Origin of the sequence: uncultured Haliea sp. (assembly GCF_963973825.1) — a bacterium.
Lineage (GTDB): Bacteria > Pseudomonadota > Gammaproteobacteria > Pseudomonadales > Halieaceae > Haliea.
On the sequence record NZ_CAXBAE010000002.1, the window covers coordinates 120451 to 146552 of the forward strand.

Below are 26102 nucleotides of genomic sequence, written 5' to 3' on the forward strand. Positions count from 1 at the left end.
CGGTGAAACTTACCGGACAATATCGGGTCACACACTGAGACATGCTAATCACGCTGTCTGCGGTAGACTGTTCGGACCTTATGACAACAAAAGGACAACCATCATGAAAGACTCCAGAAAACCCCTCGCGCTGGCACTGGGTGCTGCATTCCTGGCCAGTTCGGTCGTACCGGTGGCTTCGGCGGGGGCAAATCCCTTTGCGGCGCAGGAACTTGGCTCCGGCTACAACCTTGCCAACTTCAACTCCCACGGTGACGGCGATCACGAGGGCAAGTGCGGCGAGGGCAAGTGTGGTGAAAAGGATGCCTCTGAAGGCAAGTGCGGCGAGGGCAAGTGCGGTGAAAAGGATGCCGCCGAAGGCAAGTGCGGTGAAGGCAAGTGCGGCGAGAAAGACGCCAAGAAAGATGCCGAGGGTAAATGCGGCGAAGGTAAGTGTGGCGGCTGATGCCCGCGCACTCTGACAGGCTCGCCGGTGCGGGCCTGGGTTTGCGGCGGGCCCTTCTGGGCCCGTTGCTTTCTGGGGAGATCCCCGAGGTCGATTTTTTTGAAGTGGCCCCGGAGAACTGGATCGGGGTAGGTGGTCGTCTGGGCCGGCAGTTTCGCGAACTGGTAGCGCAGCGGCCGCTGGTCCTGCATGGCCTGTCCCTGGATATCGGCGGTACTGATGAGCTGGATACCGCGCTGGTTCGCGCGGTGCGCGGCCTGATGGATGACACCGGCGCCAGTCTCTACACCGAGCACCTCAGCTACTGCGCCGCGGACGGCCACCTCTACGACCTGCTGCCGCTGCCCTTCACGGCGGAGGCGGTTACGCATGTGGTTGAACGTGTGCAGCGCGTGCAGGACATTATCGGTGCACCGATTGCACTGGAAAATGCTTCGTATTACGCGCAGCCCCATGCCGAGATGACGGAGCTGGAGTTTATTACCGAGGTCGTGCGGCGCTCGGGTTGTGATCTTCTTCTGGACGTGAACAACGTTTATGTCAACAGCATCAACCACGGTTATACGGCGTCGGCTTTCCTGCAGGCCCTGCCGCTGGACAGGGTGCGCTATATACACGTGGCCGGTCACTACGATGAGGCACCTGACCTGAAGGTGGATACCCACGGCACTTCGGTGATTGAGCCGGTCTGGTCACTGCTGGCAGAGGCCTACCGGTTGCTGGGCCCCGTGCCCACGCTTCTGGAACGCGACTTCAACCTGCCACCGCTGGTCGAGTTACTGCGCGAGGTGGGGCAGATTCGCCGCCTGCAGGCGGCCGACAGCGTCGGATTGCAGGGCTGTGCCCATGGCTGACTTGCGTACTCAACAGCTGGAGATGGCGCGTTACCTGCGCGACCCGGCCCTGCATGCCCCGCCCCGTGGGGTTGAGGCGCGCCGCCTGAAAATTTACGAGACCCTGGTCTACAACAATATTGAAGGATTTATCAGTGGCGGTTTTCCGGTGCTGCGCCAACTGTATGAGGACGCCGCATGGCACCGTCTCGTGCGCCAATTCATCGATGGCCACCGCTGCCACACGCCGTATTTTCTCGAAATCAGCCAGGAGTTCCTGCGCTTTCTGTTCGAACGCCACAGCCCGGGCCCGGATGATCCGCCGTTTCTTGCAGAACTTGCCCATTACGAGTGGGTGGAACTGGCGCTCAGCGTCGCGGAGGAGGAGGTACCCGCTGACGCTGGGGGAGACCCGATGACGGCAGCACTGGCGATCTCCCCCCTGGCGTGGCCGCTGGCCTACCGCTATCCGGTGCACCGCATTGGCGTCGATTTTCGGCCTACTGAGCCCGAAGCGCCCGTCTATCTGGTGGTCTACCGGGATCGCCTGGATGCCGTGCGTTTCCTGTCGTTGAATGCTGCGACCGCACGGCTGCTGGAACGGGTTCGCGATGGCGCGGCTGTTTCGGGTGCAAAGGTGCTGCAGGACCTTGCCGCAGAGCTCTCGCTGCCGGGCGACACGGTCAACTCATTTGGCGCGGCGCAGCTGCGAGAGTTTGTCGAGCGCGGCATTCTGGTGACCTGCTGACAGGTATTTTTCCCAGGTTGCTCCGCTACCGCCACAGGCGTAATATGCGGCGCCTGAACCTGACCGCGGCTCGCCCATGAGAATTCTGCGTCCGACATTGCTGTTGCTTTGCCTGCTGAGCGCCGCTCCCGTGATGGCCTCGGAGCCCGTGAATCCGGATCCACTGGAGGCCATCAACCGGCCGATCTTCATCTTCAACGAGCGCATGGACCAGTATCTGCTGAAGCCCGCGGCCCGTGGCTATCACGCGATTACACCGGACCCCCTGGAAGTGGGTGTCGATAACTTCTTCCGCAACCTGCGTGACGTCAACACTACCCTGAACTCTCTCCTCCAGGGGAAGTTCGGGGGCGCCGCCCAAGCCGGTGGCCGTTTCCTGCTCAACTCCACCATCGGCATACTCGGCCTGTTCGATGTGGCGACACGCATGGGTGTCGAGCCCCTGAGGACCGATTTCGGACAGACCCTGGCGGTGTGGGGGGTTCCTGAAGGCCCCTATCTGATGGTGCCGCTTTTTGGCCCACGTACCATGCGCAGCGGCGTGGGCACCGTCTTTGACGCCTACACGTCTGTCGAAGTGGCGATAGACGATGTGCGGTTGCGAAACTCCTTGATTGGCCTGGAACTGGTCAGCTCCCGGGTCGAGCTGTTGAAAGCGGAAGACCTGATTTCCGGTGACCGCTACATTTTTATCCGCGATGCATACCTGCAGCAGCGGCGCGCCCTGATCAACGACGGTGAGGTGGAGGACACCTTCTCCGACTTCGGTGATGAGGAGTGGCCGGACGAACTGTAGCCGGATGAGGCGTGCGAAAGTTTGCACCAAAACTGTGAAATCCTGCCCAAACCCGGTGCAAATTGGTTGCCCCACCCATGCCAAGGGCGTACTGTCCCTCAGCACACGCCCCGCAAGTGCCGCATGATGAAATCCAAAGGTTATGTGTTGCTCATCGACGACGATGCCGCTCGTGCAGGCGAACTGGCGCAGACGGTCATCGGCCAGGGGTACCGTGTTGAGGTGTTCACCGATGTGCTTGAGGCCTATCATTTTCTCACGGCTAACCAGGACCTCGACGTTATTCTCTGCGAGCTGGATCTCGAGGCAGTCTCCTGGCAGGAGGCGCGTCGCTCCCTGCGCGAGTTGGACCTGCAGGTGCCCGCGATCATGTTCAGTGATCGTGCCGAAGTGGACAAAATGATGACCGCCCTGCGTCTGGGGGCCAGCGATTTTTTCGTGCGCCCCATCGAGGATGAGGAGGCGCTGTTCAAGTCCATAGAACGCTGCGTGCGCCAACGCCAGATGCGTCGCGAATTGCGTGAGTCCCGCCAGCGTCTGGAACAGGCCAACACGGAGCTGCGCGGCACTGTGAAAATGCTCGAGCAGGACCAGCAGGCCGGGCGCCAGGTGCAGTTACGCATGCTGCCCGTCAGCCCAATGGTGCTGGAACCGTATGTGTTCAGCCATACGGTGATTCCCTCGCTGTACCTCAGCGGTGACTTCACGGATTACTTCACGGTGGGTCAGCATCACGTTGCGTTTTTCATGGCGGACGTATCCGGCCATGGCAGTTCCTCTGCCTTTACCACGGTGTTGCTGAAGAATCTCTTCGCGCGCAAGCGGTCGGATTTCCTGCATCGTGACGACGACACCCTGCTGAGCCCGGTGGCCATGCTGAAGCGTGCCAACCAAGAGCTGCTCGACCTGGGTGTGGGCAAGTTTGCCACCATGGTCGTCGGCTTGCTCGACACCCAGGCGAACACCCTGCGCTACAGCGTGGCCGGGCATCTGCCACAGCCGGTGCTGGTCTCTCGGGAGGGCGCCCGCTACCTGCGCGGCGAGGGGTCCGCTGTGGGAATCATGGACGATGCAAGCTTCGAGGAGCACATGGTGGATTTGCCAGAGCGCTTCATGCTGGCACTGTTCTCTGACGGCATACTTGAAATCCTCCCCCCCAAGAACCTGATCGAAAAAGAGAAGTATTTCCTCAAGGTGTTCGAGGAGTTGGCGGAGTCGCCGGATGAGATCGTCAACAGGCTGGGCCTGGACCGGGTCGAGACAGCCCCCGACGATATTGCTGCCCTGTTTATCAGCAAGCGGAGTTGAGATGGAAGAGGGCCGAATACTCGCAGCAAGCCAGGACGGTGCCTACGTCGTGCGCCTGACCGGGGACGTGCGGCTTACGCTGTGCACAACCATTGACGACTATCTGCAGCGCATGCTGAACAGCCCGGATTTTGCCAGCGTGTGGGTTGACCTCTGTGATGCCGAGGGCATTGACAGCACCACCCTGGGGCTGTTGGCCAAACTGGCACTGGAGGTTCGCGCACGCTACGGGTTCATGCCGGCGATCTATTCCTCCAATCCGGGGATTACCCGGTTGATCAAGAGCATGGGCTTCCAGCGCCTGTTCGATGTGCATGAGGATGCCTGTGCCAATCCAGAGTGCATCGACTGCATACCGCTGGTCGAGGGCAGCGAGGCTGCGGTGCGCGACAAGGTCATCGAAGCACACCGGGTACTGATGGGTTTGTCGGAAGAAAACCGCGCCCGGTTCAAGGACCTGATGGTCGTGCTTGAGCGCAGCTGACACCGCTCAGCGCGGCATCGCCTCCAGCTTGCAGCGTATGTACTCCTGGTGCGGCACATAGGTGAGTTCGGCGACCTGCCGAATCAGGTGTTCCTCGTACTTGTCGAGATTGCCATCAGCGTAGGCCACCTGCCACATGCTCGCGATCAGCGTCAGCTTCTCTTCAGGCCCATAGTGGTCATTGATCACGCGGGTGAACTCGTAGAGTGATGTTGCCTCCTCGACGCGCGCGCTGGCCGCGTCGATCAAGGCCCTGACCTCCTGTTTCGGTAGCCCCAGTGATTCGCTGAGCATCTGCTCAAGGGCAGCTTCTTCACTGGCATCCTGGGTGAAATCCGCGCGTGCGGTCTCAATCAGCAATGCCGCGGCCGCCAGCTGTACCCGGTGTTGCCGGCCTTCTTTCGAGTCGTCTTCCGGCAGGATGAAGAGGGCTTTCAGTGCGCTGATCATGCGGCGCTGATAACCGCTTCGAGGCGGCTCTGGTCGGCGATGAAGTTGCGGATACCCTCGGCCAGCTTTTCCGTCGCCATCGCGTCGGCATTCAGCGCGAGGCGGAAGCTGCCTTCGGTAGGCTGCGCTTGTGGATCATCTGAGCCGTTGTGCTGCGGGCTGAGTTGGCGAGGGAGATCACCGTGGTCCGCTGCCAGCGATTCCAGCAGCGCGGGGCTGATGGTCAGCCGGTCGCAGCCGGCCAGTGCCTCGATCTCACCGACGTTGCGGAAGCTCGCGCCCATGACCACGGTCGGGTAGCTGTGTGTCTTGTAGTAGCGGTAGATACGGCGTACCGACTGTACGCCCGGGTCGTCATCGGGGTGGGCGACCTGGACTTCGGTGTTTGCCAGGTACCAATCGAGAATGCGCCCGACAAAGGGCGAAATCAGGTAGACGCCGGCGTCGGCGCAGGCCGCGGCCTGGGCGAAGCCGAACAGCAGGGTCAGGTTGCAGTTGATCCCCTCGCGTTCGAGGCTGCGTGCTGCGCTGATGCCTTCCCAGGTGGCGGCAATCTTGATCAGCACCCGATCTCGGCCGAGCCCGGCCTCCTCGTACAGGCGAACAAGCTTGCGCGCGCGCTCCATGGTTGCCCGGGTGTCGAAGGACAGTCGCGCATCGACCTCGGTGGAAATGCGTCCCGGAATGATGCCGAGAATCTCGCGCCCGATGTCGACCGCGAACCGGTCGCAGCAGTTGGCCATCTGCTCCTCGCTGCTGCCACCGGCCTTGCTCGCCCAGTCGCGCGCGCCGGAGAGCAGGCTCTGATAGTGGGGCAGGGCGGCGGCTTTCAATAGCAGCGATGGATTGGTCGTGGCGTCCTGGGGCTGAAAACGGCGAATCGCTTCGATATCACCGGTATCGGCGACCACGTCAGTCATCGACTTCAGCTGGTCGAGTTTGCTGCTCATGCTGTGAAGATCCTTGTGAAGCGTGCGGCTGACAGACGGCCGCGGGGTTACGGATTGCCGCTACAAGTGTGCAGCATAATCAGCCCCTGTGCTACCCGCAGGCCCGTTCCCGCGCGGATGCGGCGCCCTCATCGTCACCGACAATCTTTTGCAGGGCATCCTCCAGCACCGCAATGCCGGCGCCCTTGCGGTGTGCGTGCTCGCTCAGGTGGCGCCGGAACTGACGGGCCCCGGGCACACCCTGATAAAGGCCGAGCAGGTGGCGCGTGATGTGGTTCAACGCAGTGCCCTGCTGCAGTTCCTGCGCCACATAGGGCAGCAGCTTGCGAATGGCGTCGTGTTTGCTGGTCACGGGGTTGTCCGCGCCGAACAGTGCTGCGTCGACATTCGCCAGCAGCCAGGGATCATGATAGGCCGCTCGCCCGAGCATCACCCCGTCGACCTGCTGCAGGTGCTCATGGCAGCTCTCCAGGTTGGTGATGCCGCCGTTGAGGACAATCGTCAGCGCCGGCAGGTCGCTTTTCAGCCGGTACACCCAGGGGTAGTTGAGGGGCGGAATTTCCCGGTTCTCCTTTGGCGACAGACCCTGCAACCAGGCTTTGCGGGCGTGCACGATAAACACCTTGCAGCCGGCATCGGCACTGGGGCCGATGAAGTCCAGCAGTTGCTGGTAGCTCTCCATGCTGTCAATGCCAATACGGTGCTTGACCGTCACCGGAAGGTCGCAGGCATCACGCATCGCGGCAACACAGGCGGCAACCTGCTCGGGATGTGCCATCAGTGAGGCGCCAAAGGCCCCGGACTGTACGCGATCCGAGGGGCAGCCGCAGTTCAGATTGACCTCGTCGTAGCCCCACTGCGCGGCCCACGCGGCACAGCGTGCCAGATCCGCCGGGTCGCTACCCCCCAGTTGCAGCGCAACGGGCGCTTCGATGGGGTTGAAGCGCAGAAAGCGTTGCCGATCGCCGTGAATCAGGGCGCCGGTGGTGACCATTTCGGTGTACAGGCGGGCGTGTCGGCTGAGCAGCCGCCAGAAGTACCGGCAGTGGCGGTCACTCCAGTCCATCATGGGGGCAATACAGAAACGGTGGCTGTTCACGGTCATGCGCAGGGAATGTGGCGGGCGATAGCCGCATTGTACCGGAGATAAACGCCGAGTTCGCTATACTGGCAGGCAGAGCAAGCGGCTTCAGGAGGCGCCAGTGCATTATATCTTCGAAGTGACCCTGAGCCCGGGTTACACCGCCGAGGCCTACGCCGAGGCCTGGATTCGCGCCAGCAGGATCATCCAGCAGGCCCCTGGCGCACAGGGCACCCGACTGCACCGAAAAATCGGTGATCCCACCCGGCTGCTGGCGATTGCGACCTGGGAAAGCAAGGCGGCGCGTGATGCCATGGAGTCGCGCTTGCCGGAGCGTGTGCTGGAGATCATTGCCGAGCAGACGCCCTACGTGGAGATTACCCTGTTGGGTGAGTTCGAGGCGCCCGAGTGGGAGGTCGTACCGGAGCCCTGAGGTCTCAGCTGCGCGCCGCAGCCAGTATGCGATTCAGGCCGCGACGCGTGGCGTTGTCCTGCAGGCTGGCGTGCAACCGCTGCAGCGCCGCCGCCTCCAGGTACTCAGGCAGATAGTGCAGTTCCACCGGACGGTCGCCGTCCAGCGGCAGATCGGCGATATCCTGCAGTCCGCCGAATATCGCGGCATCACCGATGCGGCCCGCGAGGTAGACCACGGTGGCCGCGGCCAGGTCGCCACCGTACAGCGGATGCTCGCGCGGATGCACGGCCAGCGGCAGCAGCGACTGCTCCAGTGTCGCCCTGATCGTGCCCGGCAGGCCCCAGCGCTCGGCCAACAGGGCGGCCAGCATGGCGCCATTGGCGCCGAGCTCTGCCTGTTGACCCTGCACTCGCTCCAGCAGGGAAATCTCCGGTGCGTAGAGGTAGGCCAGTTCGGGGCGCAGTGAGACCAGGTTGATATCCCCGAGGTTGGCCAGCAGGGCCTGTGTCGAGGTGACCGAGGGGTTCTCCATGCCGAGGTTCCGGGCCAGCAGAAACGCGCTGGCGCTGGCGATCTGGCTGGACTTCCACAGCCGGTGCATTGCCGTCTCCTGTGCCGAGCCGGGTGCAGTGGCAGGGAGGGTGCGGGCCAGGGCGGTTTGTGCGATCAGGCCCTTGACGTAACTGACACCCAGATAGGCGATGGCGTGGTGCACACTGGAAATCGGGGTGGTGAGGCCGAAGGCGGCGGAATTCACCGTGCGCAGTACGTCTGCCGCCAGTGCCGGTTCTTGTTTGACGGCAGCAGTGATTTCGTCGATGTCATCCAGTTCCCGGGTGACCTGCAGGAACATGGCATGGGGCTCGGGCAGGGCGTCCGCGAGCTCCAGCAGCGACTGTGGCGTGGGCGCGTCCGCCGTGTCGGTGCGCAGCAGGACAAACGACTGCAGCGCCGTTGGCAGCACTGGGCTGGCGTCAGCGGCTGTCTCGGCCTCGGCTTCCGTCGGGTCCGCGTTGGCGGAGAACGACTGGATCGCGGTGCGGACGCGAGGCGCGCCCTCGGCTTGCGGCCGCGGTGCGGCCTCCGCCTTGCCCGGCGAGCGCCGCAACCAAAGCAGAGCGCCGACGGCACTGGCACCGAGAATGCAGAGGAGAACGGTCATCAACGTTGGCATGCAGGTGCTCCGACGGCTCGCATGGTGTTAAATCGTCCTCGTCAGAGGCGCCGATACAGGTGCCCGCATAGTACCAAACAGCAACAAAACTGTTACAAAAAAATGCGTGTTTTTGCGGATTGATCTACGCTGCGACATGGAAAGTTCCCGGTAGGTCTGAGTTGCATACGGAGTAGAGCGTAATGACTGAAGGTCTCGTTTTACGTCTCCCCACGTCGGAGGAGGTGGACACATTCTGGCGAGATGGGGTTGTCTGCCTGCGCGGGGCACTGGATCCGGCAGCGGTGCTGGGGATGGCGCCAGCGGTGGAGCGCCTGCTGCGGGGGTCGGTCGGGGAAACCATGCACGATATGTCTGCCCTGGGCGCGGGACTTGCGGCAGCGGGCAGCACCGTGCTGACCGATGGCGTGCAGGGGCAGGGACGCTTCGTGTCCGGGACCGACCACTGGCGGGTTGACGAGGACTGTCGGGCATTTGCCCTGGACAGGGGGCTGGCGGCGCTGGCGGGCGCGCTGTTGCGCAGTCGCCGCGTCTACCTGTGGGAGGACAGTATTCTGGTCAAGGAGCCGGATACGGCCGAGCGCACGGCCTGGCATCAGGACATGGGCTATTTTCACGCCAGCGGCGAGCAGGTTTGCACCACATGGATCCCGCTGGATGTTGCTGACGCAGAGACCGGCGCCATGAGTTTTGTGCGTGGATCCCACCGCGATGGCGCGCTGTATCGCCCCAACTGGTTCGTGTCGCAGCAGAGTATGGAGGGAACCGAAGGGCTGGAGGTGCCGAATGTCGAGTCGCTGGCGCGCGCCGGGCGCGTGGAACTGGTGCAGTATGCCCTCGGCCCCGGCGACCTGACGGTGCACCACGCCCGCACCCTGCACGCTGCGGGGGGGAATCTCAGCAGGCAGCGCCGGCGACGCGCGATCAGCATTCGCTATTGCGGAGATGATGCACGCTACCACTTCCGGCCGGGCGCGCCTCGCAAACCCCACCATGACGGCGTGCAGGAGGGTGATCCGCTGGGTGACCCGGATTGCCCGCTGGTCTGGCAGGCTGCGCTCTAGTGGGAGCGTGCGAGCCCGTCGCTGTCAAAGGCCAGATGGGCCTGCAGCTTCACGGTCACGGGTAGTGTGCCGCCCGTGGGCACATCGATGTGCGCAGGAACGAGGCAGGGTACGTGTTGTCCATCGGGCAGCATGAGTTCGTAGAGAAAGTGTGCACCGCGAAAGGTTTTGCGCGTCACCCGCAGCAGCAGCGTGCTGCTCGCATCGTAGCTGATATCACCGGGGCGCACGAGTACCTGGCGGTTGCAGGCGCCATCCCGCCTCGCGGTCGGGTCTGCGGTCAGCGGCTCCAGCTCACCGCTGCCGGTCATGGTCGCCGATATAACACTGCCCTCACCGATGAAGGCCGCGACAAACGTGTTGGCCGGACGGTGGTAGAGTTCACGGGGGGAGCCTGTTTGCGCCACGCGGCCCTGGTGGAGCAGGGTGATCTGGTCGGCCATGGCAAAGGCTTCGTGCTGGTCATGGGTCACCAGCAGGGCGGTGATCGCACTGCGTTTGAGCAGCTCACGAATGTCGGCGGCGAGCAGCGTGCGCAGCTCTGTATCCAGGCTCGAGAAGGGCTCGTCCAGCAGCAGGATGTCGGGTTTCGGCGCCAGCGCGCGTGCCAGGGCGACCCGCTGCTGCTGCCCGCCGGAGAGTTCGTGCGGCCAGGCATCGGCGTACTCGCTGAGCGCCACGAGTTGTAGCAGGCTCTCCACCCGTTCCTGTCGCGCTTTGCGCGGCAGTGTCGTGAGGCCGAAACCGATGTTGTCGCGCACGCTCAGGTGCGGGAACAGGGCGAAGTCCTGGAACACCATACCGACCCTGCGCTGCTCGGGAGGGAGCCGACGCCGGGGCGTGCTGAGCGTGATGCCGCGCAACGTAATGCGCCCGGCGCTGACCGGTTCAAACCCGGCGATGGCGCGTAACAGGCTCGTTTTGCCACAGCCCGAGGGGCCCAGCAGGCAGCCGATATCGCCGGGCTGCAGCGTCAGAGAGGCATCTTCCACCGCGGTGACATCACCATAGCGCACGCAAACCTGGTCCAGCTCAAGTTGGTTGCTCATGGGTCGGCCGCTGCCTTCGACATATTGCGGGTGAGCAGAATAACAGGGATAAGCCCGATCAGCACGATGGCCAGTGCGGGCAGTGCCGCCTCGGCCAGTCGCTCGTCGGAGGCCAGTTCGTGGGCCCGCACCGCGAGGGTGTTGAAGTTGAACGGGCGCAGGATCAGGGTCGTGGGCAGCTCCTTGAGCACATCGACAAATACCAGCAAGAGCGCGGTCAGCAGACTGCCGCGGAGCATCGGCAGGTGTATGCGCCGCAGCACGCCCAGTGGCGTGTGTCCGAGCGAACGCGCAGCCTCGTCGATGTCTGGCCGGATTCGCGTCAGGCCCGCTTCCACGGATTGCAGGGAGACCGCAAGAAAGCGCACCACATAGGCGAAAACCAGTGCACCGAGTGTGCCGCTGACAAGCAACCCCGGTGACAAGCCGACGTTCTGCTGCAGCCAGTGGTCCAAGGTATTGTCGGCCCAGGCAAAGGGGATCATGACACCCACCGCGATCACGGTGCCCGGTACGGCGTAGCCCATGCTCGCCACGCGGGTTGTCACAGCCTCCAGGCGTCCCGGATGGGCGCGTTTCCCATAACCCAGCAGCAGGGCGAGGAGCAGGCAACACAGGGATGCCAGTGCGGCGAGCAGGAAACTGTTGCCCAGCAGTGCGACGAAGGCCGCTGTGAATATGTCCTGGTAGTGCTGCGCGGCCCAGCCGGTCAACTGCGCGGCGGGCAGGAGAAAGCCTGCGCTGAGCACCAGCAGGGATCCCGCGACTGCCGTGATCGCGCGCCAGCCCCGCAGCCGGATACGCCGCGCTGTGCGGCGGGTACCCAGTCGGTGAAAGCGCAGGCGCGCGCGGGACCGGCGCTCCAGGGCGAACAGGGCGATGACGAACAACAGCAGGCATGCCGCCAACTGTGCTGCGGTCTGCAATTCACCGAGGCCATACCAGGTGCGGAAAATCCCGGTGGTAAACGCGCTGACGCCGAAGTAGGCCACCGTGCCGTAGTCCGCCAGTGTCTCCATCAACGCCAGGCTGACGCCGGCCGCGATGGCGGGTCGCGCCATCGGCAGCGTTACCCTGAAGAAGGTTTGTGAGGCAGAGCTGCCAAGGCTGCGGCTTGCCTCGCCAAGTGCCGCGGATTGGTCCATGAATGCTACCCGGGCCAGCAGATAGACGTAGGGATAGAGCACCAGCGACAACATGCAGATCGCGCCGCCCAGGGAGCGTATTTCGGGAAACCAGTAATCGCCGTGCTGCCAGTCAAATCCAGCGCGCAGGCTGCTCTGCACGGGGCCGGCGAAATCGAGCAGCCCGGTGTAGGTGTAGGCAATGATGTAGGCGGGCATGGCCATGGGAAGCAATAGCGCCCAGGAAAACAGCCGCCTTCCCGGAAACTCACAGTGTGCTGTGAGCCAGGCTGTACTGACCCCCAGCAGCGCGGTGCCGACACCCACACCGAGCATCAGCAGCAGCGAGTTCACCACGTAGTCCAACAGCACCGTGTCGAACAGGTGCCGCCAGGCTGCGCTGTAAGGCCCCAGCAGACTGGCGACGATGACTACAACCGGCACCGCGACCACCGCCGCGCTGCTCACCATCGCCAGCCGCCACAGCCAGGCGGCTGTGTTCACTGCCTCACCGCGGTGTGATGCCGCGTGGTTTACCGCCAACCGGCACGGTCCATGGCTTTCACGGCTTCGGCGTTGAGTCGCCCGAGCTCGCTGACGTTCAGCTCGTCTGCCCTGAACGGGCCCCACGACTGCAGCAGGGCGGAGGGCTCGACATCCTCGCGCACCGGGTATTCATTGTTGACCTCGGCGTACCAGCGCTGGCTCTCCTCACGCAGCATGAACTCAATCAGCTGACGTGCCTCTTCGGGCTTGCTTGCGGCGCGTGTGACGCCCGCCCCGCTGATGTTGATGTGTGCGCCGCGACCGGCCTGGTTGGGCCAGAACAGGGTAACCTGCTGTGCGGCTTCGCGCTCCCCGGCGTCATCGGATTGCAGCATGCCGCCCAGGTAATAGCTGTTCACCAGCGCAACATCGCACTGTCCGGCTGCGACAGCCTTGATCTGATCGCGGTCACCGCCCTGGGGTGGGCGGGCGAAATTGGCCACGAAGCCTTGCAGCCAGGTGGCAGTGGCATCGTCACCGTCATTGGCCAGCATGCCCGCGACGAGAGACTGGTTGTAGATATTGCCTGAGGAACGCACACAGATGCGACCGCGCCACATCGGGTCGGCCAGTGAGGCGTAGTCACTGAGGGCGGCCGGGTCGACACGATCCGGCGCATAGACCAGCACGCGGGCGCGCACTGAAAGGCCGTACCAGTAGTTTTCATCACTGCGCAGGTGGGCCGGTGCCACTGATTGCAGGGTGGGCGAGGTGACAGGCTGTAACAGGGCATCGGCCTGCGCCCGGTACAGCTTGCCGGCGTCGCTGGTCAGGAAGAGGTCAGCAGGTGAGTTGTCGCCCTCATTGCGCAGACGCGCGAGTAGCGCGTCGCCATCACCGGTCACCAGGTTGATTGCGATGCCGGTTTCCTCTGTAAATTGATCCAGCAGCGGCTTGATCAAGGCTTCCTGCCGCGCCGAGTAGACGTTCACCGCATCCGGCGCGCCGCAGGCGACCAGACCGCCTGCGGCGGTCAGCATGGAGAGCGCAACAGCCCTGATGAGTCGATGGTGGAGCAGTGGCATACAATCCTCGCGATGAGTACAATCTGAAAACGCTAATTATTCGCATTAAGTGCCTCAATGGCAAGGGTCCGCGTCATTCGGTGACCACTCGCCAGCCCCTGACGGTGCGGCCCCGGTGGGCATCACGCCGACGAGACCGTATAATCACGCCCCTGTTGTCGCTCTTGCCCCGGAAACCCCATGACTGTTCGCACACGAATCGCGCCCTCACCGACCGGTGATCCGCATGTCGGTACCGCGTATATCGCCCTGTTCAATTACTGTTTTGCACGTGCGCACGGCGGGCAATTCATACTGCGTATCGAAGACACCGATCAGGCGAGAAGTACGGCTGCCTCCGAGCAGGCGATTCTGGATTCCCTGCGCTGGCTGGGCCTGGACTGGGATGAGGGGCCGGATGTCGGCGGTCACTGCGGGCCGTATCGGCAGAGCGAGCGCATGGAGATCTACGGAGAATACGCCCTGCAGCTGGTTGACGAGGGCAAGGCATTTCTTTGTTATCGCACACCAGAGGAACTGGATGCGCTGCGCGAAGCGCGCCGTGCCGCCGGCAACAGCACCGCACTCAAGCCGGCTGATCTCGCCTTGCCGGAGGATGAAGTGGCACGTCGGGCGGAAGCGGGTATGCCCTACGTCGTGCGCATGGTGGTGCCCGATGAGCCGGGTGCCTGCGTGGTCTATGATCTACTGCGCGGTGACATCGAGCTGGACTGGAGCATGGTGGATGCGCAGATCCTGCTGAAATCGGACGGCATGCCAACCTACCACCTGGCGAATGTCGTCGATGATCACCTGATGGGCATAACCCACGTATTGCGCGGCGAAGAGTGGATCAACTCGGCGCCCAAGCACAAACTGCTGTACGCCTACTTCGGCTGGGAAATGCCGGTGCTGTGTCACCTGCCGCTGTTGCGTAACCCCGACAAGTCCAAGCTCAGCAAACGCAAGAACCCCACCAGCATTCTGTACTATCAGCGCATGGGCTTTCTTCCCGAAGCGCTGCTCAATTACCTCGGCCGCATGGGTTGGTCCATGCCCGACGAGCGCGAAAAGTTCTCCCTTGCCGATATGCAGGCGCATTTCGATATCAGTCGTGTGTCGCTGGGTGGTCCGATTTTCGATCAGGAAAAACTGCGCTGGCTGAATGGCTTGTGGATTCGCGAGGATCTCAGCGAGGAGGAACTCGCGGCGCGCCTGATCGACTGGGCCTATAACGCCGAGAACCTGCGCAAGGTCCTGCCCCACGCGCAGAAGCGCATGGAAACGCTCAGTGATTTTGCACCCCTCGCCGGCTTTCTCGTATCCGGCACCCTGCCCATCAGCGAGGCGTCCTTCGAGGGGATCAAGGTGGAGCGCGAGGCGCTGCTGGCCAGCCTGCAGTTTTCCCTCTGGTGCCTTGAGGGCATCAGCGACTGGAATCGTGATGCGGTGTGGCAGGCCTTGAAAGCGCTGGCGGACGCGCAGCAGATGAAGATCAAGGACATGCTGGCCCCGCTGTTTGTTGCGATCGCGGGCTCCAGCGCGTCGTTCTCCGTGGTGGATTCCATGGCGTTGCTGGGGCCTGATATGAGCAGGGCGCGCCTGCGGCACGCTATCGAGGTACTGGGTGGCGTCTCCAAAAAGGCGGCCAAGCGCCTGGAGAAAGCCTACGCCGATCTGCACACGACGGGCAACTGACGCCTGTGACACTGACAGATGGCACGCGTTTTCGCTTCCTGATTGTGGGCGCCGGGCGCTCCGGTACCAGCCTGCTCACCGCATTGCTGGACCAGCATTCCCAGCTTGAAGTCGGCTTTGAGGTCGGCAGCATCGCCTACCTCCGCGGACGTGCGCTGGACGACGAGCCGGACCGGCTGTTCGAGCAGCGCAGCGGTGCTTTTCTCGACTGCTGCCTGCAGTCTGCGGCGGCCAGTGAGGCTGCGCTGTGGGGCAACAAGGTCACCACCGAGCAGTTGGCAGGTCTCAACAAACACAACCTCTACCACGTGCCGCCGCTGAATGTGCTGGATGCGTTTTTTAACGGCACCCTGGCCGGACTCAAGGTGATCTACCTGCTGCGGGACGGGCGAGCCTGCGTGCAGTCCAAGCTCTCGCGCACCCCACAGGGACTGGAGCAGGCCTGCGAAAGCTGGCGCTATGCGGTGGAGGTTTTCGAGTTTCTGCAGACGCGGCCGCAGACCCTGTTCCTGCGCTTTGAAGAGTTGGTGGCGGATCCACAGCGGGAACTGGCACGGGTGCTGGACTTTCTGGACCTGAGCTTCGAGCCCGGCATCGTGTCGCCCGACAGCACCATGCACCCGGGCATGCCGCCTGCGTATCGTCGCGCGGGTATAGATCCCGCCCGCGGCCGCGATATCGACGTCGATCACCCCTGTGTTCCCTTGATTCGGGATGCCCTGCAGCGCGCCGGGTACGCCTAGCATCGCGTGTACTGCCGGCCCTGAATAGGGCTACACTCAATGCAGCGCAGCAACACCGGGAGCCGCAGCGTGGCCATCAGCACATTCGACCTTTTCAAGGTGGGCATCGGGCCCTCCAGTTCGCACACGGTTGGCCCGATGCACGCGGCCAAGCGCTTCGCCGACGCCCTTGAGAACAGCGGGTCCCTGGACCGTTGTGCACGGCTCAGCGTCGAACTCTACGGCTCGCTCGGTGCGACGGGCGCCGGTCACGGCTCACCCAAGGCGATTATTCTCGGCCTGGAAGGAGAAGCGCCCGATACGGTCGTGGTGGAGGGCATTGCGCCGCGTGTTGCAGCCGTGCGCGAGGGCGGGGAGCTGCGTCTGCTGGGTCGACACGCTGTCCCTTTCAGCTACCGCGATGACCTTATCATGCACCGCACCGAGACCCTGCCGCAGCACGCCAATGGCATGCGCTTCCGGGCCTTTGACGCGCAGGGTGAGACGCTGCAGCACGCGGTGTATTACTCGGTGGGCGGTGGGTTTGTGGTGGATGAGGCGGCAGCAGAGGGCGGGGAGCTGATCGTCGATGACCCGACTCCCGTGCCGTACCCGTTTACGACCGGGGCAGAACTGCTGCGTCGCTGTCGCGAGAGCGGGCTGTCTATCAGTCGCCTGATGCTGGAAAACGAGAAAGCCTGGCGCTCCCGGGAGGAGATCCACGAGGGGCTGCTTCACCTGTGGCGGGTGATGGATGCGTCCATAGCCCGCGGCTGCGAGGCGGAAGGCATTCTTCCCGGCGGCCTGAAGGTCAGGCGTCGTGCGGCGCAGCTGTACCGGCAATTGAAGGGGCGCCAGGGCGGCCTCGGAGACGACTCGCTGAACACCATGGACTGGGTCACGCTCTACGCGCTGGCCGTCAATGAGGAAAATGCGGTGGGCGGCCGCATTGTTACCGCACCGACCAACGGCGCCGCGGGTATTATCCCCGCTGTATTGAAATACTACCTGACGCGCTGTGAGGGCGCGGTAGAGGAGGATGCGGTGCGCTTTCTGCTCACCGCCGCCGCGATCGGGACACTCTACAAAATCAATGCCTCGATTTCGGGCGCCGAGGTGGGTTGCCAGGGTGAAGTGGGTTCCGCCTGCTCGATGGCGGCTGGCGCGCTTGCGGACGCACTGGGCGGAACGCCGGAGCAGGTGGAAAATGCGGCCGAGATTGCCATGGAGCACAATCTCGGCCTGACCTGCGATCCGATCGGTGGGCTGGTGCAGGTACCCTGTATCGAGCGCAACGCCATGGGCGCGATCAAGGCGATCAGCGCGGCGCGCATGGCGCTGCGCGGCAGCGGTGAACACTATGTGTCCCTGGATCAGGTGATCAAGACCATGCGCGACACGGGCCGGGATATGCAGGAGAAATACAAGGAAACAGCGCGGGGCGGCCTGGCCGTGAACGTACTGGAAGTGCCCGTCAACTTTGTCGACTGCTGAGCGCACTTTCCCTGCCGCCAGCGCTTGACAGGGTTAGGCTGCCTCTCTAGAATTCGCGTCCTCAGAGTTTACGGGGCTATAGCTCAGCTGGGAGAGCGCTTGCATGGCATGCAAGAGGTCGACGGTTCGATCCCGTCTAGCTCCACCAAACAAACCCTCTGCACCGCGCGGTCCAGAGGGTTTTTTTATGCCTGCGGGCAGGCCCCGGCGTCAGATGCTGGCACCGTTGATGCTCGCCCGCAGCAGTACCGTGGTGTCTCCGTCAGCGGTCGATTTCAGCAGCATGCCGTTGCCCACGCCGAACCACTCCTCGCTCAGCGTCGTGCTGTCGCTACCTGTCTCCCGTGTCTGGAAGCGGCAGGCCTGGAACTGGCCCGCAGGGACGGTGACTGATTCGATGCCGACGAACGTGGTACGCCGGTCCACGGTGTTGCTGTCATTGATCGTGAAACCCCGCACGCGGGTGCGGAGATTGACGGTGTAGCGCTGCTCATAGGACTGCCCCGCGCTCAGGTCGTAGCGTTCCAGCTGCTGCGGCGCAAACACCACACGGCTCTCGGTGGCTTCGGGCGTGAAAGACTCCACTTCAACACCGTACTCAAGCACGCGGAACTGGTTGGCCTGGGGCTGGAAATAGGCCTCGCTTCTGGAGGTGGAGGGCGCCGCGCCACTCGCGCGGGTATCGGTGGTCGCTTTCAGCGCGCTTTTCCCTTCGAAGCTCGCCCCACCGGTGATCACCTGGTCGTACTCGAAGGGCACCACGGCGCCGCTGGCGTCTGTGGTGCGATAGCTCGCCACGACAGTGGTGTTTACCGTCATCAGCGTGGTGTTGTAGCAGCGACGCGCATCACCGCTGCCGCTGGCGATGCGGGTGAATACCGGTTCCAGGTAGAACACTTCATTGGGCCGGGCCAGGAATCCCAACAGATCATCATTGCCGGCGAAGCCAGAGGTAAACAGACGGCAGTTTTTGGTGCTGCCTCCACACAGGCCGCGCTGGCGCTTTTTCCAGCCGGTGAATTCGTAGCCGGCGGCCGGCTTCGCGATGAAGGTTTCGTCAAAGAATATGTCGTTGACATCGATAGGTGGGCAGTTGGCATTGGCGGCGCAGCTGTAGTTGCCTGACACCGTGGCGATGGAGCCGCCGGTGGGGCTGGACAGCTGCACTTTGCAGCCGGCAAGGGCGGAGCAGGAGGCAAGAATGGCAATACCGATGAATTTGTACATGGCAGGGTCGAACGCTCTCGTGGTTAGGTAACAGAGCGTAACAGTGTAGTCCCGACCGTTTCTGCCACGAATCACGGCGCACATGAACTGTGCGCCAGTTCACAGTGCGTAGCGGCTCAGAACAGGTAATAGGCGAATACGTAGACCATCAGCAACAACACGATCCAGAGCGCGGTGGTGCCGATTTCCCAAGAGCGTCCCAGGGGGCCCGTGTGCCCCATGGTGTGTCGAGCCGTAGCAGTCAGCAACCCGGCGCCCTGCTGTAGGCGGCTGCGCAGGGCGCTTACAGGTGGCTTGCCGACGCGGGCCACGTACTTCACCAGGAGCGGCAGGCCGCGGCGCCACAGCCAGTCTACGTCGAGCGAAATGGTCAGGGTGCGCTTCATCCACGGTAGCAGCAGGAAGAAAGCCAGCCCGGAAAACAGCAGCAGTTGCAGGTAGAACAGCACTTTGCCGGGTTTGTACGGGTGGTAGTCCACCGCATAGGGCAGCAGCGGGTACAACAGCTGCGGGTAGACGCCGATCAGGATGCAGAGGAAGGCGAAGAAGATCATCGCAATGCGCATGTTCCAGGGCGCATCCTTCGGGCGCAGGCCAGAGTCTTTCTGGAAAAAGACAAACCACGGGAACTTGATGCCCGCGTGCAGAAACACACCGGCAGAGGCGGCGGCCAACAGGAAGTAGACGGTGGTCAGACCTTCCCCCACGGCCGCCTGGGAAATCAGCGTCTTGGTGGTGAAGCCCGAGGTCAGCGGAAAGCTGGAAATCGCCAGGGCGCCGATGACACCACACCACATGGTCACTGGCATGGTGCGGAAGAGGCCGCCGACGTCTGTGCAGAGGTGCTTGCCGGTGCGCATCACAACGACCCCGGCACTCATGAACAGCAGTGCCTTGTAGATGATATGGGCAAACGCGTGGGCCGAAGCGCCGTTGATGGCCATCTCCGTGCCGATACCCACCGCCACCACCATGAAGCCCACCTGGTTGACGATAGAAAACGCGAGAATACGCCGAATATCGTTTTCCAGCAGCGCGTAGATAATCCCGTAGAACACCATGAACAGCCCGACCCCGACCAGGATCGACTCGCCCGGGAACAGCAGTATCAGGGCCAGGATGGCGGTTTTTGTGGTGAACGCCGAGAGGAATACCGAGCCGGTCGGACTGGCGGTGGGGTAGGCGTCCGAGAGCCACGAAGAGAGCGGCGGGGCGGCGGCGTTGATCAGAATACCGATGAGAATCATCCAGGTGCTGAAGTCATGCGCCGAGAGCGGGCGGATATCCAGCGAGCCGGTGGTCACGAGCAGGCCCTCGATGCCAACCTTGAGTATCACGCCACCCAGCAGGTGCATGATGGCGTAGCGCACACCGGCGGCCCGGGCGCTCTCAGTGCCGCCACACCAGACCACCACGGTGGAGAACAGTGCCATGATCTCCCAGAACACGAACAGGGTGAGCAGGTCACCGGCAAACGAAACGCCCACAGCGCCCGCTGCGTACAGCTGGGCAGCCACCAACTCGGTACGCCGCGCATGGTTGAAGGCGAAAACGGCACCCGTCGCAGACATGATGGCGAAGATCGTGGCAAACAGACGGCGCACGGGTCCGCCCTCCACCAGTTCCAGTGGGTAACCGAGAAATGCGCCGCGGACCACGACACCATCCGGCACTTGCCAGATCAGGTACAGGCAGATCAGTGGGGCCACGATAACCACGACGGCACGCAGCTGCCGCGAACTGATCAAGGCTGTCAGCAGGGCGCCACCGATCAGCGCAAGTGCGGGGGGGAACATCTCAAACATCGTAGTAGTCGTCCGGCCGCTTCAGCAGCTTCCCGATGAACTTGGCGCCAAACACCATCAAGACGCAGCTCAGGAAACCAAACAGGGCACCGAAGCCGAACCAGCCGTCAATGCCGAAATAGCCCTTGACGGGAATGACCAGCTGCAGCAGCACGGTGATCGCGAGCACGCTGTAGCCGATGATCCACAGCCAGCGGATCGTGGTTGGCCGGATCAGCCAGTGGTCGTCAGGTTGCGTCATAGCGGCAGGCTCTCCACCAGCTGGCTCTCAAGGTCCAGAAGCGGCTGGTTAAAGAAGAAAAATACAATGGTGAGCGTTGCGGTCACCGACAGCGCGAGCAGGATGGCTTTCGGGGCCTCACCGTGGTTCATGTCCACACCGTCCGCCGGCGGAGCAAGCCAGGCAAAGTAGATGATGGGCAGGAAGTACATGGCATTGAGTACCGTACTGCCAATGATCGTGAAGATGGCGACATAGTTCTCCGCCTGGAAGGCACCGGCGAGAATGAACCACTTGGAGACGAAGCCGGCCGTCGGTGGCACGCCGATCATGCTCAGTGCGCCAATGGTAAATGCGGCCATGGTGATGGGCATCCGTCGACCAATGCCGGCAAGTTGCCAGAGTTCCGTTTTGTGCGCCGCGGTATAGATCGCGCCGGCCGCAAAGAACAAGGTGATTTTGCCAAACGCGTGCGCGGCGATATGCACCGCGGCACCCACCTCGGCCAGCGGCTTGAGAATCACCGTTGCCATGATGACGTAGGAGAGCTGGCCAATCGTGGAGTAGGCCAGCATGCGTTTCAGGTTGGTCTGGTAGAGCGCAATGATGCTGGCGGTCAGAATGGTGAACGCGGCGGCAAACTGCAGCCACTGGGCGCTCGGTTCGTTGAACAGGAAGTCGACGCCGAAAATGTAGATGATGATTTTGGTGATGCTGAACACGCCGGCTTTGACCACGGCGACTGCGTGCAGCAGTGCGCTGACCGGTGTGGGCGCCACCATGGCTGCGGGCAACCAGCGGTGTACCGGCATCACCGCGGCCTTGCCGATACCGAAGACAAACAGGCCCAGCAACAGCCCTACGGCGGGCCCGGCAAGCTTGCCTTCGATAATGCCGCCCAGTGTGAAGGTTGTACTGCCGGTGGCTACCCAGGTCCAGATAATGGCCGGCAGCAGGAGACCGATGGAGGTGGCCAGCAGCACCCCCAGGTAAACACGCGCCGAGGCGATGGTCTTGGCGTCGCCCTTGTGCGCCACCAGCGGGTAGGTCGACAGGGTCAGCAGTTCATAGAACAGGAACAGGGTAAACAGGTTGTCGGCCAGGGCAATGCCCATCGCGGCTGCGATTGCAAGGGCAAAGCAGATGTAGAAACGGGTCTGGTGTTTCTCGTCATTGCCGCGCATGTAGCCGATCGAGTAGATGGTATTGATGATCCACAGGAAGGAAGCGATGCAGGCGAACATCATGCCCAGCGGTTCCAGCGACAGTGCCAGTGTCAGACCGGGGAGCGGCTCGGAGAGCACGAAGCGCGGGCGCGCACCGTCAGACACCTCCGGAAACCACGAAAACACCAGTATCGCAAGGGTGATGGCGGTCAGCAGGCTGATCGTTTCACGCAGGTTGGGCCAGCGTCCGACACAGGCAATGGCGATGGCGCCAAGCAGGGGCAGCGTCAGTATCAAGGGTAGTGTCGAGGTGCTCAGCATTACAGCAGTCCCCCGAGCAGGGTACTGGTACCGCTCTCAGCAAGCGCAATGGGCAATCCGGGAGCCAGGCCGAAGTAGATGTTGGCGAGGGCAGCGAACCAGATCAGTGCCCGCAGCGGCAGCGGTACTTCCATGGCTGAGACGTCGCCGTCCGGCGGCGTTCCGTAGTAGGCGGTTTCGACAAATTTCCACAGATAGACGACGGCCATCAGTGAACTGATGATGATAGCCATTACCAGCGGCAGTCCCCAGCCGGGTACGCCCATGACGGCGACCACCAGATACCACTTGCTGATAAACCCGGCTGTGCCGGGGACGCCGATCAGGCTCAGGCCGGCAATGACAAAGGCGGCCATGGTCCAGGGCATGCGCCTGCCGATGCCCGCCAGTTTGGTGATACTGGCGCTGCGGGTTGTCAGCACGAACGCGACAACGCACAGGAACAGGGTGCCCTTGGCCAGGGCATGGTTGAACATATGCAGCTGTGCGGCCATCAACCCTGCCTGCGTGGCCAGACCCGCGGCCAGGGCGATATAGCCGATCTGCGCGACGGACGAAAAGGCCAGCAGCTTCTTGATGTTGCCCTGGTAAATGGCGATCGCCGACGCCAGCAGAATTCCGGACAGGGCCAGCGGCACGATGAAAACGCTGAACAGGTCGGAGTGCCCGAGCAGGTTGCCGTGGAATACACCGTAGTTGAACCGCAGCAGCACATAGATGGAGACCTTGGTGGAGCAGGCGGCGATGAACACGGTCACGGCATTGGGCGCGTAGGTATAGGCCCGTGGCAGCCAGATGTGCAGCGGGAACACTGCCGCCTTTAATGCGAGGCCAATGGTAATGAATCCGGCGGCAATAATGATCGGCCGTGTCTCGATTACATCCCCCAGACGCAGTGCCATATCGGCAAAATTCAGTGTGCCGGTCATCATGTAGATGAAGCCGACGCCGATCAGGTAGAAGGTGGCGCCGATGGTGCCGATGATCAGATACTTGAACACCGCGGACAGGGCCCGTCGGTCGCGGCCGGCGGCGATCAGGATGTAGGTGGCGAGGGAGGAAATCTCCATGAAGACGAAGACGTTGAAGGCATCACCCGCTACGGCGATGCCGCACAGGCCGGCCAGTGCGATCAACCACGCGCCGTAGAACATGGGTGCGCGGCGGTTGTCGATGTCGCGCCGCAGGGACAGGCGTCCACCGGCCAGGCCCAGCGTCGACGCACCGGTTACCAGCAGTAGCACGAGGGCGCTGAGGCCGTCGACGTTCAGAGAGATCCCGAAGGGCGGTTGCCAGCCTCCGACGGCATATTCCGGCACGCCGGTGCCAAGCACGGCTTGCGTCAGCAGGATGGCCAGGCCAAAGGAGACGCCGCTCGCGACCAGTGCGGCCAGCCAGGCCAGAAAGCCGTTGCGCAGGAGTATAACCAGCGGCGCGGTGAGCAGCGGCACTACGACCTGCAGTGCCGGCAGATGTTCGGCCAGGTTCATGAGTCGCGGTCCATCGCCAGAATTTCGTCATCCTCGACGGTGCCGTATTCCTCGTGCAGGCGGACAACAATGGCAAGGCCCAGCGCCGTGGTGGAAATTCCGACAACGATGGCGGTCAGGATCAACACCTGCGGCAATGGGTTGGAGAAAATCTGGTTTGCAACGCCGGCCTGCACGATCGGTGCAGTACCGCCGTCAACACGGCTCATGGTAATGAAGAACAGGAATACCGCGGACTGGAAGATAGCCAGCGCCATGATTTTCTTCACGAGGTTCTGTTTGCTGATGAGTGCATACAGGCCGATCATCAACAAGACGGCGAACACCCAGTAGTTGAAAAGGCCTAGAAGCTTCATGCGGAATCAGTCCCGGGCGGCGAAGGCGTGAAAGATCGACAGGAGAACACCGGTTACGGTAAGGCCAACGCCCAGTTCGATCACAATGATACCGAGGTGCTGGCCGATGATGGGGTCGGTGGTGAGCACAGAGTACTCAAGGAAGTTGCCTCCCATAAGCATACCGGCCACACCCACTGAGCCGAACAGTAGGGCGCCGCCCGCGCTCATCAGCAAGAGCACCCTGGGAGGGATAACGCTCAGTGCAAGACCTTCTCCGCGCACCAGGGAGTACAGGATGATGCCGGCAACGAAAATAGCGCCCGCCTGGAAACCGCCACCCGGGCTGTATTCCCCATGAAACTGGATGAACAGTGCAAACAGCAGGATGAAGGGTATCAGCAGGCGCGCCATGACCTTGGGGATCAGGTGGCCGCTGAGACCCACTTCAGCCTGGCTATCAAGACGGGAAAAGGGTTTTCCCCGACCACCGCCCAGCAGAAACATGACGCCGATGCCGGCGGTGAGCACCACGAAAACCTCTCCCAGTGTGTCGTAGCCCCGGAAACTGCTCAGCACCGCGGTCACGATGTTCGGTATGGCGATCAACTCGGGGGTTTTCTCGATATACCATGGCGCGACGTGTTGCTGCGTTGGCGCCGTTGGGTCGCCCAATGTGGGCTGTCCGAACGATGCGTAGATCATCAGCAGCGCGGTCGCGCCAATGACGGCGACCGACAGGGCACGCAGCGAGCGCCCCGGCGCTTCTCTGGGCGGTGTCAGGCGCAAGCCTGCCAGCAGCAGCACCGTTGCCACACCGGCGCCGACGGCCGCCTCGGTGAGCGCAACGTCCGCTGCGTCCAGCAGAAAGAAATTCAGCGCCATCAGCAGGCTGAAAATGCCGCTCAGCATGACCGCCGAGAACAGGTCTTCGGAGCGAACGATAGCCACCGCGGTAATCACCAGCAGGGACAGCAGGAAGATGCCAATCAAGAGTGTGGTCACGCGCCTTCCTCCGGGCCTGTGGGCATGCGTTCAACGCCCTCAGGTTTCAATCCTGCCAGCAGGGCCGCGTTGGCCAGTGCGTAGGTGGCGGTTGGCGAGGTGACCAGAAGAAAGAGCATGACAGCCGCCAGCTTCACCGTAATCAGGGAGAGCCCCGCGTAGATCATCAGGCCACCCAGCACGAGTACCGGGCCCAGCGAATCGGTCAGGCTGGCACCGTGAATACGCGTGTAAAAGTCGGGCATCCGGAGCGCACCGATGCCGCCGGCAAGCACGAACAGACTTCCGGAGATCACCAGCAGGCCGGCGACGAGTTCAAGGATGCCATTCATTCCGTGTTGCTCTCTGTGGAAGCCTGTGCGCCGGTACCCGACGGATGCCGCTTGCGGCTTTCCTGCACGAACCAGAGTACGGCCAGTACTCCGATAAAGTTGATCAGGGCGTAGGCCAGGGCCAGGTCCAGGAAATCGGTACGGCCCATGATGAATGCCATGACGGCAATCAGTAGCACTGTTTTGGTGCCGAACATGTTCACCGCCAGCACGCGGTCATAGACGCTGGGGCCCAGCAGCGCTCGGGCAAGTGCGAGCGCCATGGTGACCAGAATGGCGATGGCAGCAACCAGCAGCATCAATCGGGATCCACGGCGGCGACGCGACGGGCCATGCCTCCGCCGCGCAGGTCTTCTGCAGCGGCACGGGTGAGGCAGTGGGCGGTGAGCCTGGTGTCGTCGATATTGATGGTCAGGGTGCCCGGTGTCAGCGTGATGGAATTGCCGAGCAGGGTCAGGGCGAATTTGCTGGAGGCACTGGCATCCACCTCCACAATGGTGGGGGACAGTGCTGAACGCGGACCCAGGACAAGCCGCAGTACCTGCACGTTGGTGACGACCATTTCCCAGAGCAGCCACAACCAGTACAGGGGAACGCGATACAACAGCGCAAGGCGATGTTCCTGCTGGTCGGGCAGCGCCATACGGTAAGTGAGCCAGACAACCAGCACGCAAGACACGATGCCCAACTGCAGGACCGGCGTTTTGTATAAACCGCCCCACAGTAACCACACCGCGAACAGGGCGATAACTGCGAGTAATGGCCGCATCAGGCGCATATCAGCTTAGCTCTCCAGGACTTGGCCCGAATCATACC

The 26102-nt window shown here is 62.7% G+C and carries 28 protein-coding genes and 1 tRNA gene; 12 read left to right on the forward strand and 17 right to left on the reverse strand.

From position 1 onward, the window contains the following. Positions 1 to 103 precede the first annotated feature (103 nt). The 6 genes from AACZ17_RS03035 to AACZ17_RS03060 all read left to right on the forward strand — a co-directional run bounded on the left by AACZ17_RS03035 (position 104) and on the right by AACZ17_RS03060 (position 4614). The gene (locus AACZ17_RS03035; RefSeq protein WP_290738904.1) at positions 104 to 445 is read left to right on the forward strand and encodes a hypothetical protein; all 342 of its coding nucleotides are present in this window, start codon (positions 104 to 106) and stop codon (positions 443 to 445) included. After that, positions 445 to 1299, forward strand: a complete 855-nt coding sequence (locus tag AACZ17_RS03040; RefSeq protein WP_290738907.1) for a DUF692 domain-containing protein — start codon at positions 445 to 447, stop codon at positions 1297 to 1299. Before AACZ17_RS03035 ends, AACZ17_RS03040 begins: the two co-directional genes overlap by 1 nt. After that, a complete protein-coding gene (locus tag AACZ17_RS03045; RefSeq protein WP_290738909.1) occupies positions 1292 to 2026 on the forward strand; it encodes a putative DNA-binding domain-containing protein in 735 nt (244 codons plus the stop codon). Before AACZ17_RS03040 ends, AACZ17_RS03045 begins: the two co-directional genes overlap by 8 nt. 76 nt (positions 2027 to 2102) lie before the next feature. Then, entirely contained in the window at positions 2103 to 2822 is a 720-nt protein-coding gene (locus AACZ17_RS03050; RefSeq protein WP_290738911.1) for a VacJ family lipoprotein, read from the forward strand. Between the two features lie 123 nt (positions 2823 to 2945). Then, positions 2946 to 4130: a response regulator gene (locus AACZ17_RS03055; RefSeq protein ID WP_290738914.1), complete on the forward strand. Its 1185-nt coding sequence runs from the start codon at positions 2946 to 2948 to the stop codon at positions 4128 to 4130. Position 4131: 1 nt separating this feature from the next. Next, the gene (locus tag AACZ17_RS03060; RefSeq protein ID WP_290738918.1) at positions 4132 to 4614 is read left to right on the forward strand and encodes an STAS domain-containing protein; all 483 of its coding nucleotides are present in this window, start codon (positions 4132 to 4134) and stop codon (positions 4612 to 4614) included. 6 nt (positions 4615 to 4620) lie between these two features. Here the strand turns inward: AACZ17_RS03060 and AACZ17_RS03065 are convergent, their stop codons facing one another. The 3 genes from AACZ17_RS03065 to dusA form a co-directional block, all read right to left on the reverse strand. Further along, positions 4621 to 5064 carry a TerB family tellurite resistance protein gene (locus AACZ17_RS03065; RefSeq protein WP_290738921.1) on the reverse strand — a complete coding sequence of 148 codons (444 nt, stop codon included), beginning with the start codon at positions 5062 to 5064 and terminating at the stop codon, positions 4621 to 4623. Next, complete coding sequence (gene tal / locus AACZ17_RS03070; protein ID WP_290738924.1) at positions 5061 to 6014, reverse strand: transaldolase; 954 nt, start codon at positions 6012 to 6014, stop codon at positions 5061 to 5063. The genes AACZ17_RS03065 and tal overlap by 4 nt, the downstream gene beginning before the upstream one ends. Positions 6015 to 6105: 91 nt before the next feature. Continuing rightward, on the reverse strand, positions 6106 to 7119 hold the full coding sequence (dusA, locus tag AACZ17_RS03075; protein WP_290738927.1) for a tRNA dihydrouridine(20/20a) synthase DusA: 1014 nt from the start codon (positions 7117 to 7119) through the stop codon (positions 6106 to 6108). 97 nt (positions 7120 to 7216) lie between these two features. Here dusA and AACZ17_RS03080 point away from each other — a divergent pair, with 97 nt between their 5' ends. Then, positions 7217 to 7528, forward strand: coding sequence for an antibiotic biosynthesis monooxygenase (locus tag AACZ17_RS03080; protein WP_290738930.1), 312 nt, complete (start codon positions 7217 to 7219; stop codon positions 7526 to 7528). Between the two features lie 4 nt (positions 7529 to 7532). On the opposite strand, the gene AACZ17_RS03085 is transcribed toward AACZ17_RS03080, so the two are convergent. Further along, positions 7533 to 8684, reverse strand: coding sequence for an HDOD domain-containing protein (locus tag AACZ17_RS03085; protein WP_290738933.1), 1152 nt, complete (start codon positions 8682 to 8684; stop codon positions 7533 to 7535). A 182-nt stretch (positions 8685 to 8866) separates the two neighbouring features. Between AACZ17_RS03085 and AACZ17_RS03090 the strand changes: the two genes are divergently transcribed. Beyond that, positions 8867 to 9748 (forward strand): phytanoyl-CoA dioxygenase family protein, encoded by an 882-nt coding sequence (locus AACZ17_RS03090; RefSeq protein ID WP_290738935.1) that lies wholly within the window; start codon positions 8867 to 8869, stop codon positions 9746 to 9748. On the opposite strand, the gene AACZ17_RS03095 is transcribed toward AACZ17_RS03090, so the two are convergent. The 3 genes from AACZ17_RS03095 to AACZ17_RS03105 are packed head-to-tail and all read right to left on the reverse strand — an operon-like array spanning position 9745 to position 13492. Further along, positions 9745 to 10797, reverse strand: a complete 1053-nt coding sequence (locus tag AACZ17_RS03095) for an ABC transporter ATP-binding protein (protein WP_290738937.1) — start codon at positions 10795 to 10797, stop codon at positions 9745 to 9747. The genes AACZ17_RS03090 and AACZ17_RS03095 overlap by 4 nt on opposite strands. Beyond that, entirely contained in the window at positions 10794 to 12425 is a 1632-nt protein-coding gene (locus AACZ17_RS03100; protein ID WP_290738940.1) for an iron ABC transporter permease, read from the reverse strand. Before AACZ17_RS03100 ends, AACZ17_RS03095 begins: the two co-directional genes overlap by 4 nt. A 29-nt stretch (positions 12426 to 12454) precedes the next feature. After that, complete coding sequence (locus AACZ17_RS03105) at positions 12455 to 13492, reverse strand: Fe(3+) ABC transporter substrate-binding protein (RefSeq protein ID WP_290738942.1); 1038 nt, start codon at positions 13490 to 13492, stop codon at positions 12455 to 12457. A 180-nt stretch (positions 13493 to 13672) separates the two neighbouring features. Here AACZ17_RS03105 and gltX point away from each other — a divergent pair, with 180 nt between their 5' ends. The 4 genes from gltX (at position 13673) to AACZ17_RS03125 (ending at position 17533) form a co-directional block, all read left to right on the forward strand. Next, positions 13673 to 15169 carry a glutamate--tRNA ligase gene (gene gltX / locus AACZ17_RS03110; RefSeq protein WP_290738945.1) on the forward strand — a complete coding sequence of 499 codons (1497 nt, stop codon included), beginning with the start codon at positions 13673 to 13675 and terminating at the stop codon, positions 15167 to 15169. A gap of 5 nt (positions 15170 to 15174) precedes the next feature. Beyond that, complete coding sequence (locus AACZ17_RS03115) at positions 15175 to 15912, forward strand: sulfotransferase (protein ID WP_290738948.1); 738 nt, start codon at positions 15175 to 15177, stop codon at positions 15910 to 15912. A 69-nt stretch (positions 15913 to 15981) separates the two neighbouring features. Beyond that, positions 15982 to 17385, forward strand: a complete 1404-nt coding sequence (locus tag AACZ17_RS03120; RefSeq protein ID WP_290739725.1) for an L-serine ammonia-lyase — start codon at positions 15982 to 15984, stop codon at positions 17383 to 17385. 72 nt (positions 17386 to 17457) lie between these two features. After that, positions 17458 to 17533, forward strand: a tRNA-Ala gene (locus AACZ17_RS03125). Positions 17534 to 17595: 62 nt separating this feature from the next. Here AACZ17_RS03125 and AACZ17_RS03130 read toward each other — a convergent pair. The 10 genes from AACZ17_RS03130 to AACZ17_RS03175 form a co-directional block, all read right to left on the reverse strand. Next, a complete protein-coding gene (locus tag AACZ17_RS03130) occupies positions 17596 to 18612 on the reverse strand; it encodes a hypothetical protein (protein ID WP_290738951.1) in 1017 nt (338 codons plus the stop codon). A gap of 116 nt (positions 18613 to 18728) precedes the next feature. Then, a complete protein-coding gene (locus AACZ17_RS03135; protein WP_290738954.1) occupies positions 18729 to 20417 on the reverse strand; it encodes a Na(+)/H(+) antiporter subunit D in 1689 nt (562 codons plus the stop codon). Next, positions 20410 to 20658 carry a hypothetical protein gene (locus AACZ17_RS03140; protein WP_290738957.1) on the reverse strand — a complete coding sequence of 83 codons (249 nt, stop codon included), beginning with the start codon at positions 20656 to 20658 and terminating at the stop codon, positions 20410 to 20412. The genes AACZ17_RS03135 and AACZ17_RS03140 overlap by 8 nt, the downstream gene beginning before the upstream one ends. After that, the gene (locus AACZ17_RS03145) at positions 20655 to 22124 is read right to left on the reverse strand and encodes a monovalent cation/H+ antiporter subunit D family protein (protein ID WP_290738960.1); all 1470 of its coding nucleotides are present in this window, start codon (positions 22122 to 22124) and stop codon (positions 20655 to 20657) included. Before AACZ17_RS03145 ends, AACZ17_RS03140 begins: the two co-directional genes overlap by 4 nt. After that, the gene (locus AACZ17_RS03150; RefSeq protein WP_290738963.1) at positions 22124 to 23614 is read right to left on the reverse strand and encodes a monovalent cation/H+ antiporter subunit D family protein; all 1491 of its coding nucleotides are present in this window, start codon (positions 23612 to 23614) and stop codon (positions 22124 to 22126) included. Before AACZ17_RS03150 ends, AACZ17_RS03145 begins: the two co-directional genes overlap by 1 nt. Beyond that, positions 23611 to 23970 (reverse strand): cation:proton antiporter subunit C, encoded by a 360-nt coding sequence (locus tag AACZ17_RS03155; RefSeq protein WP_290738966.1) that lies wholly within the window; start codon positions 23968 to 23970, stop codon positions 23611 to 23613. Before AACZ17_RS03155 ends, AACZ17_RS03150 begins: the two co-directional genes overlap by 4 nt. Before the next feature lie 6 nt (positions 23971 to 23976). Next, positions 23977 to 24954, reverse strand: coding sequence for a DUF4040 domain-containing protein (locus AACZ17_RS03160; RefSeq protein WP_290738969.1), 978 nt, complete (start codon positions 24952 to 24954; stop codon positions 23977 to 23979). Then, entirely contained in the window at positions 24951 to 25286 is a 336-nt protein-coding gene (mnhG, locus tag AACZ17_RS03165) for a monovalent cation/H(+) antiporter subunit G (RefSeq protein ID WP_290738972.1), read from the reverse strand. The genes AACZ17_RS03160 and mnhG overlap by 4 nt, the downstream gene beginning before the upstream one ends. Then, positions 25283 to 25585, reverse strand: coding sequence for a monovalent cation/H+ antiporter complex subunit F (locus tag AACZ17_RS03170; RefSeq protein WP_290738975.1), 303 nt, complete (start codon positions 25583 to 25585; stop codon positions 25283 to 25285). The genes mnhG and AACZ17_RS03170 overlap by 4 nt, the downstream gene beginning before the upstream one ends. Beyond that, positions 25585 to 26064, reverse strand: a complete 480-nt coding sequence (locus AACZ17_RS03175; protein ID WP_290738978.1) for a Na+/H+ antiporter subunit E — start codon at positions 26062 to 26064, stop codon at positions 25585 to 25587. Before AACZ17_RS03175 ends, AACZ17_RS03170 begins: the two co-directional genes overlap by 1 nt. Between the last annotated feature and the right edge of the window lie 38 nt (positions 26065 to 26102).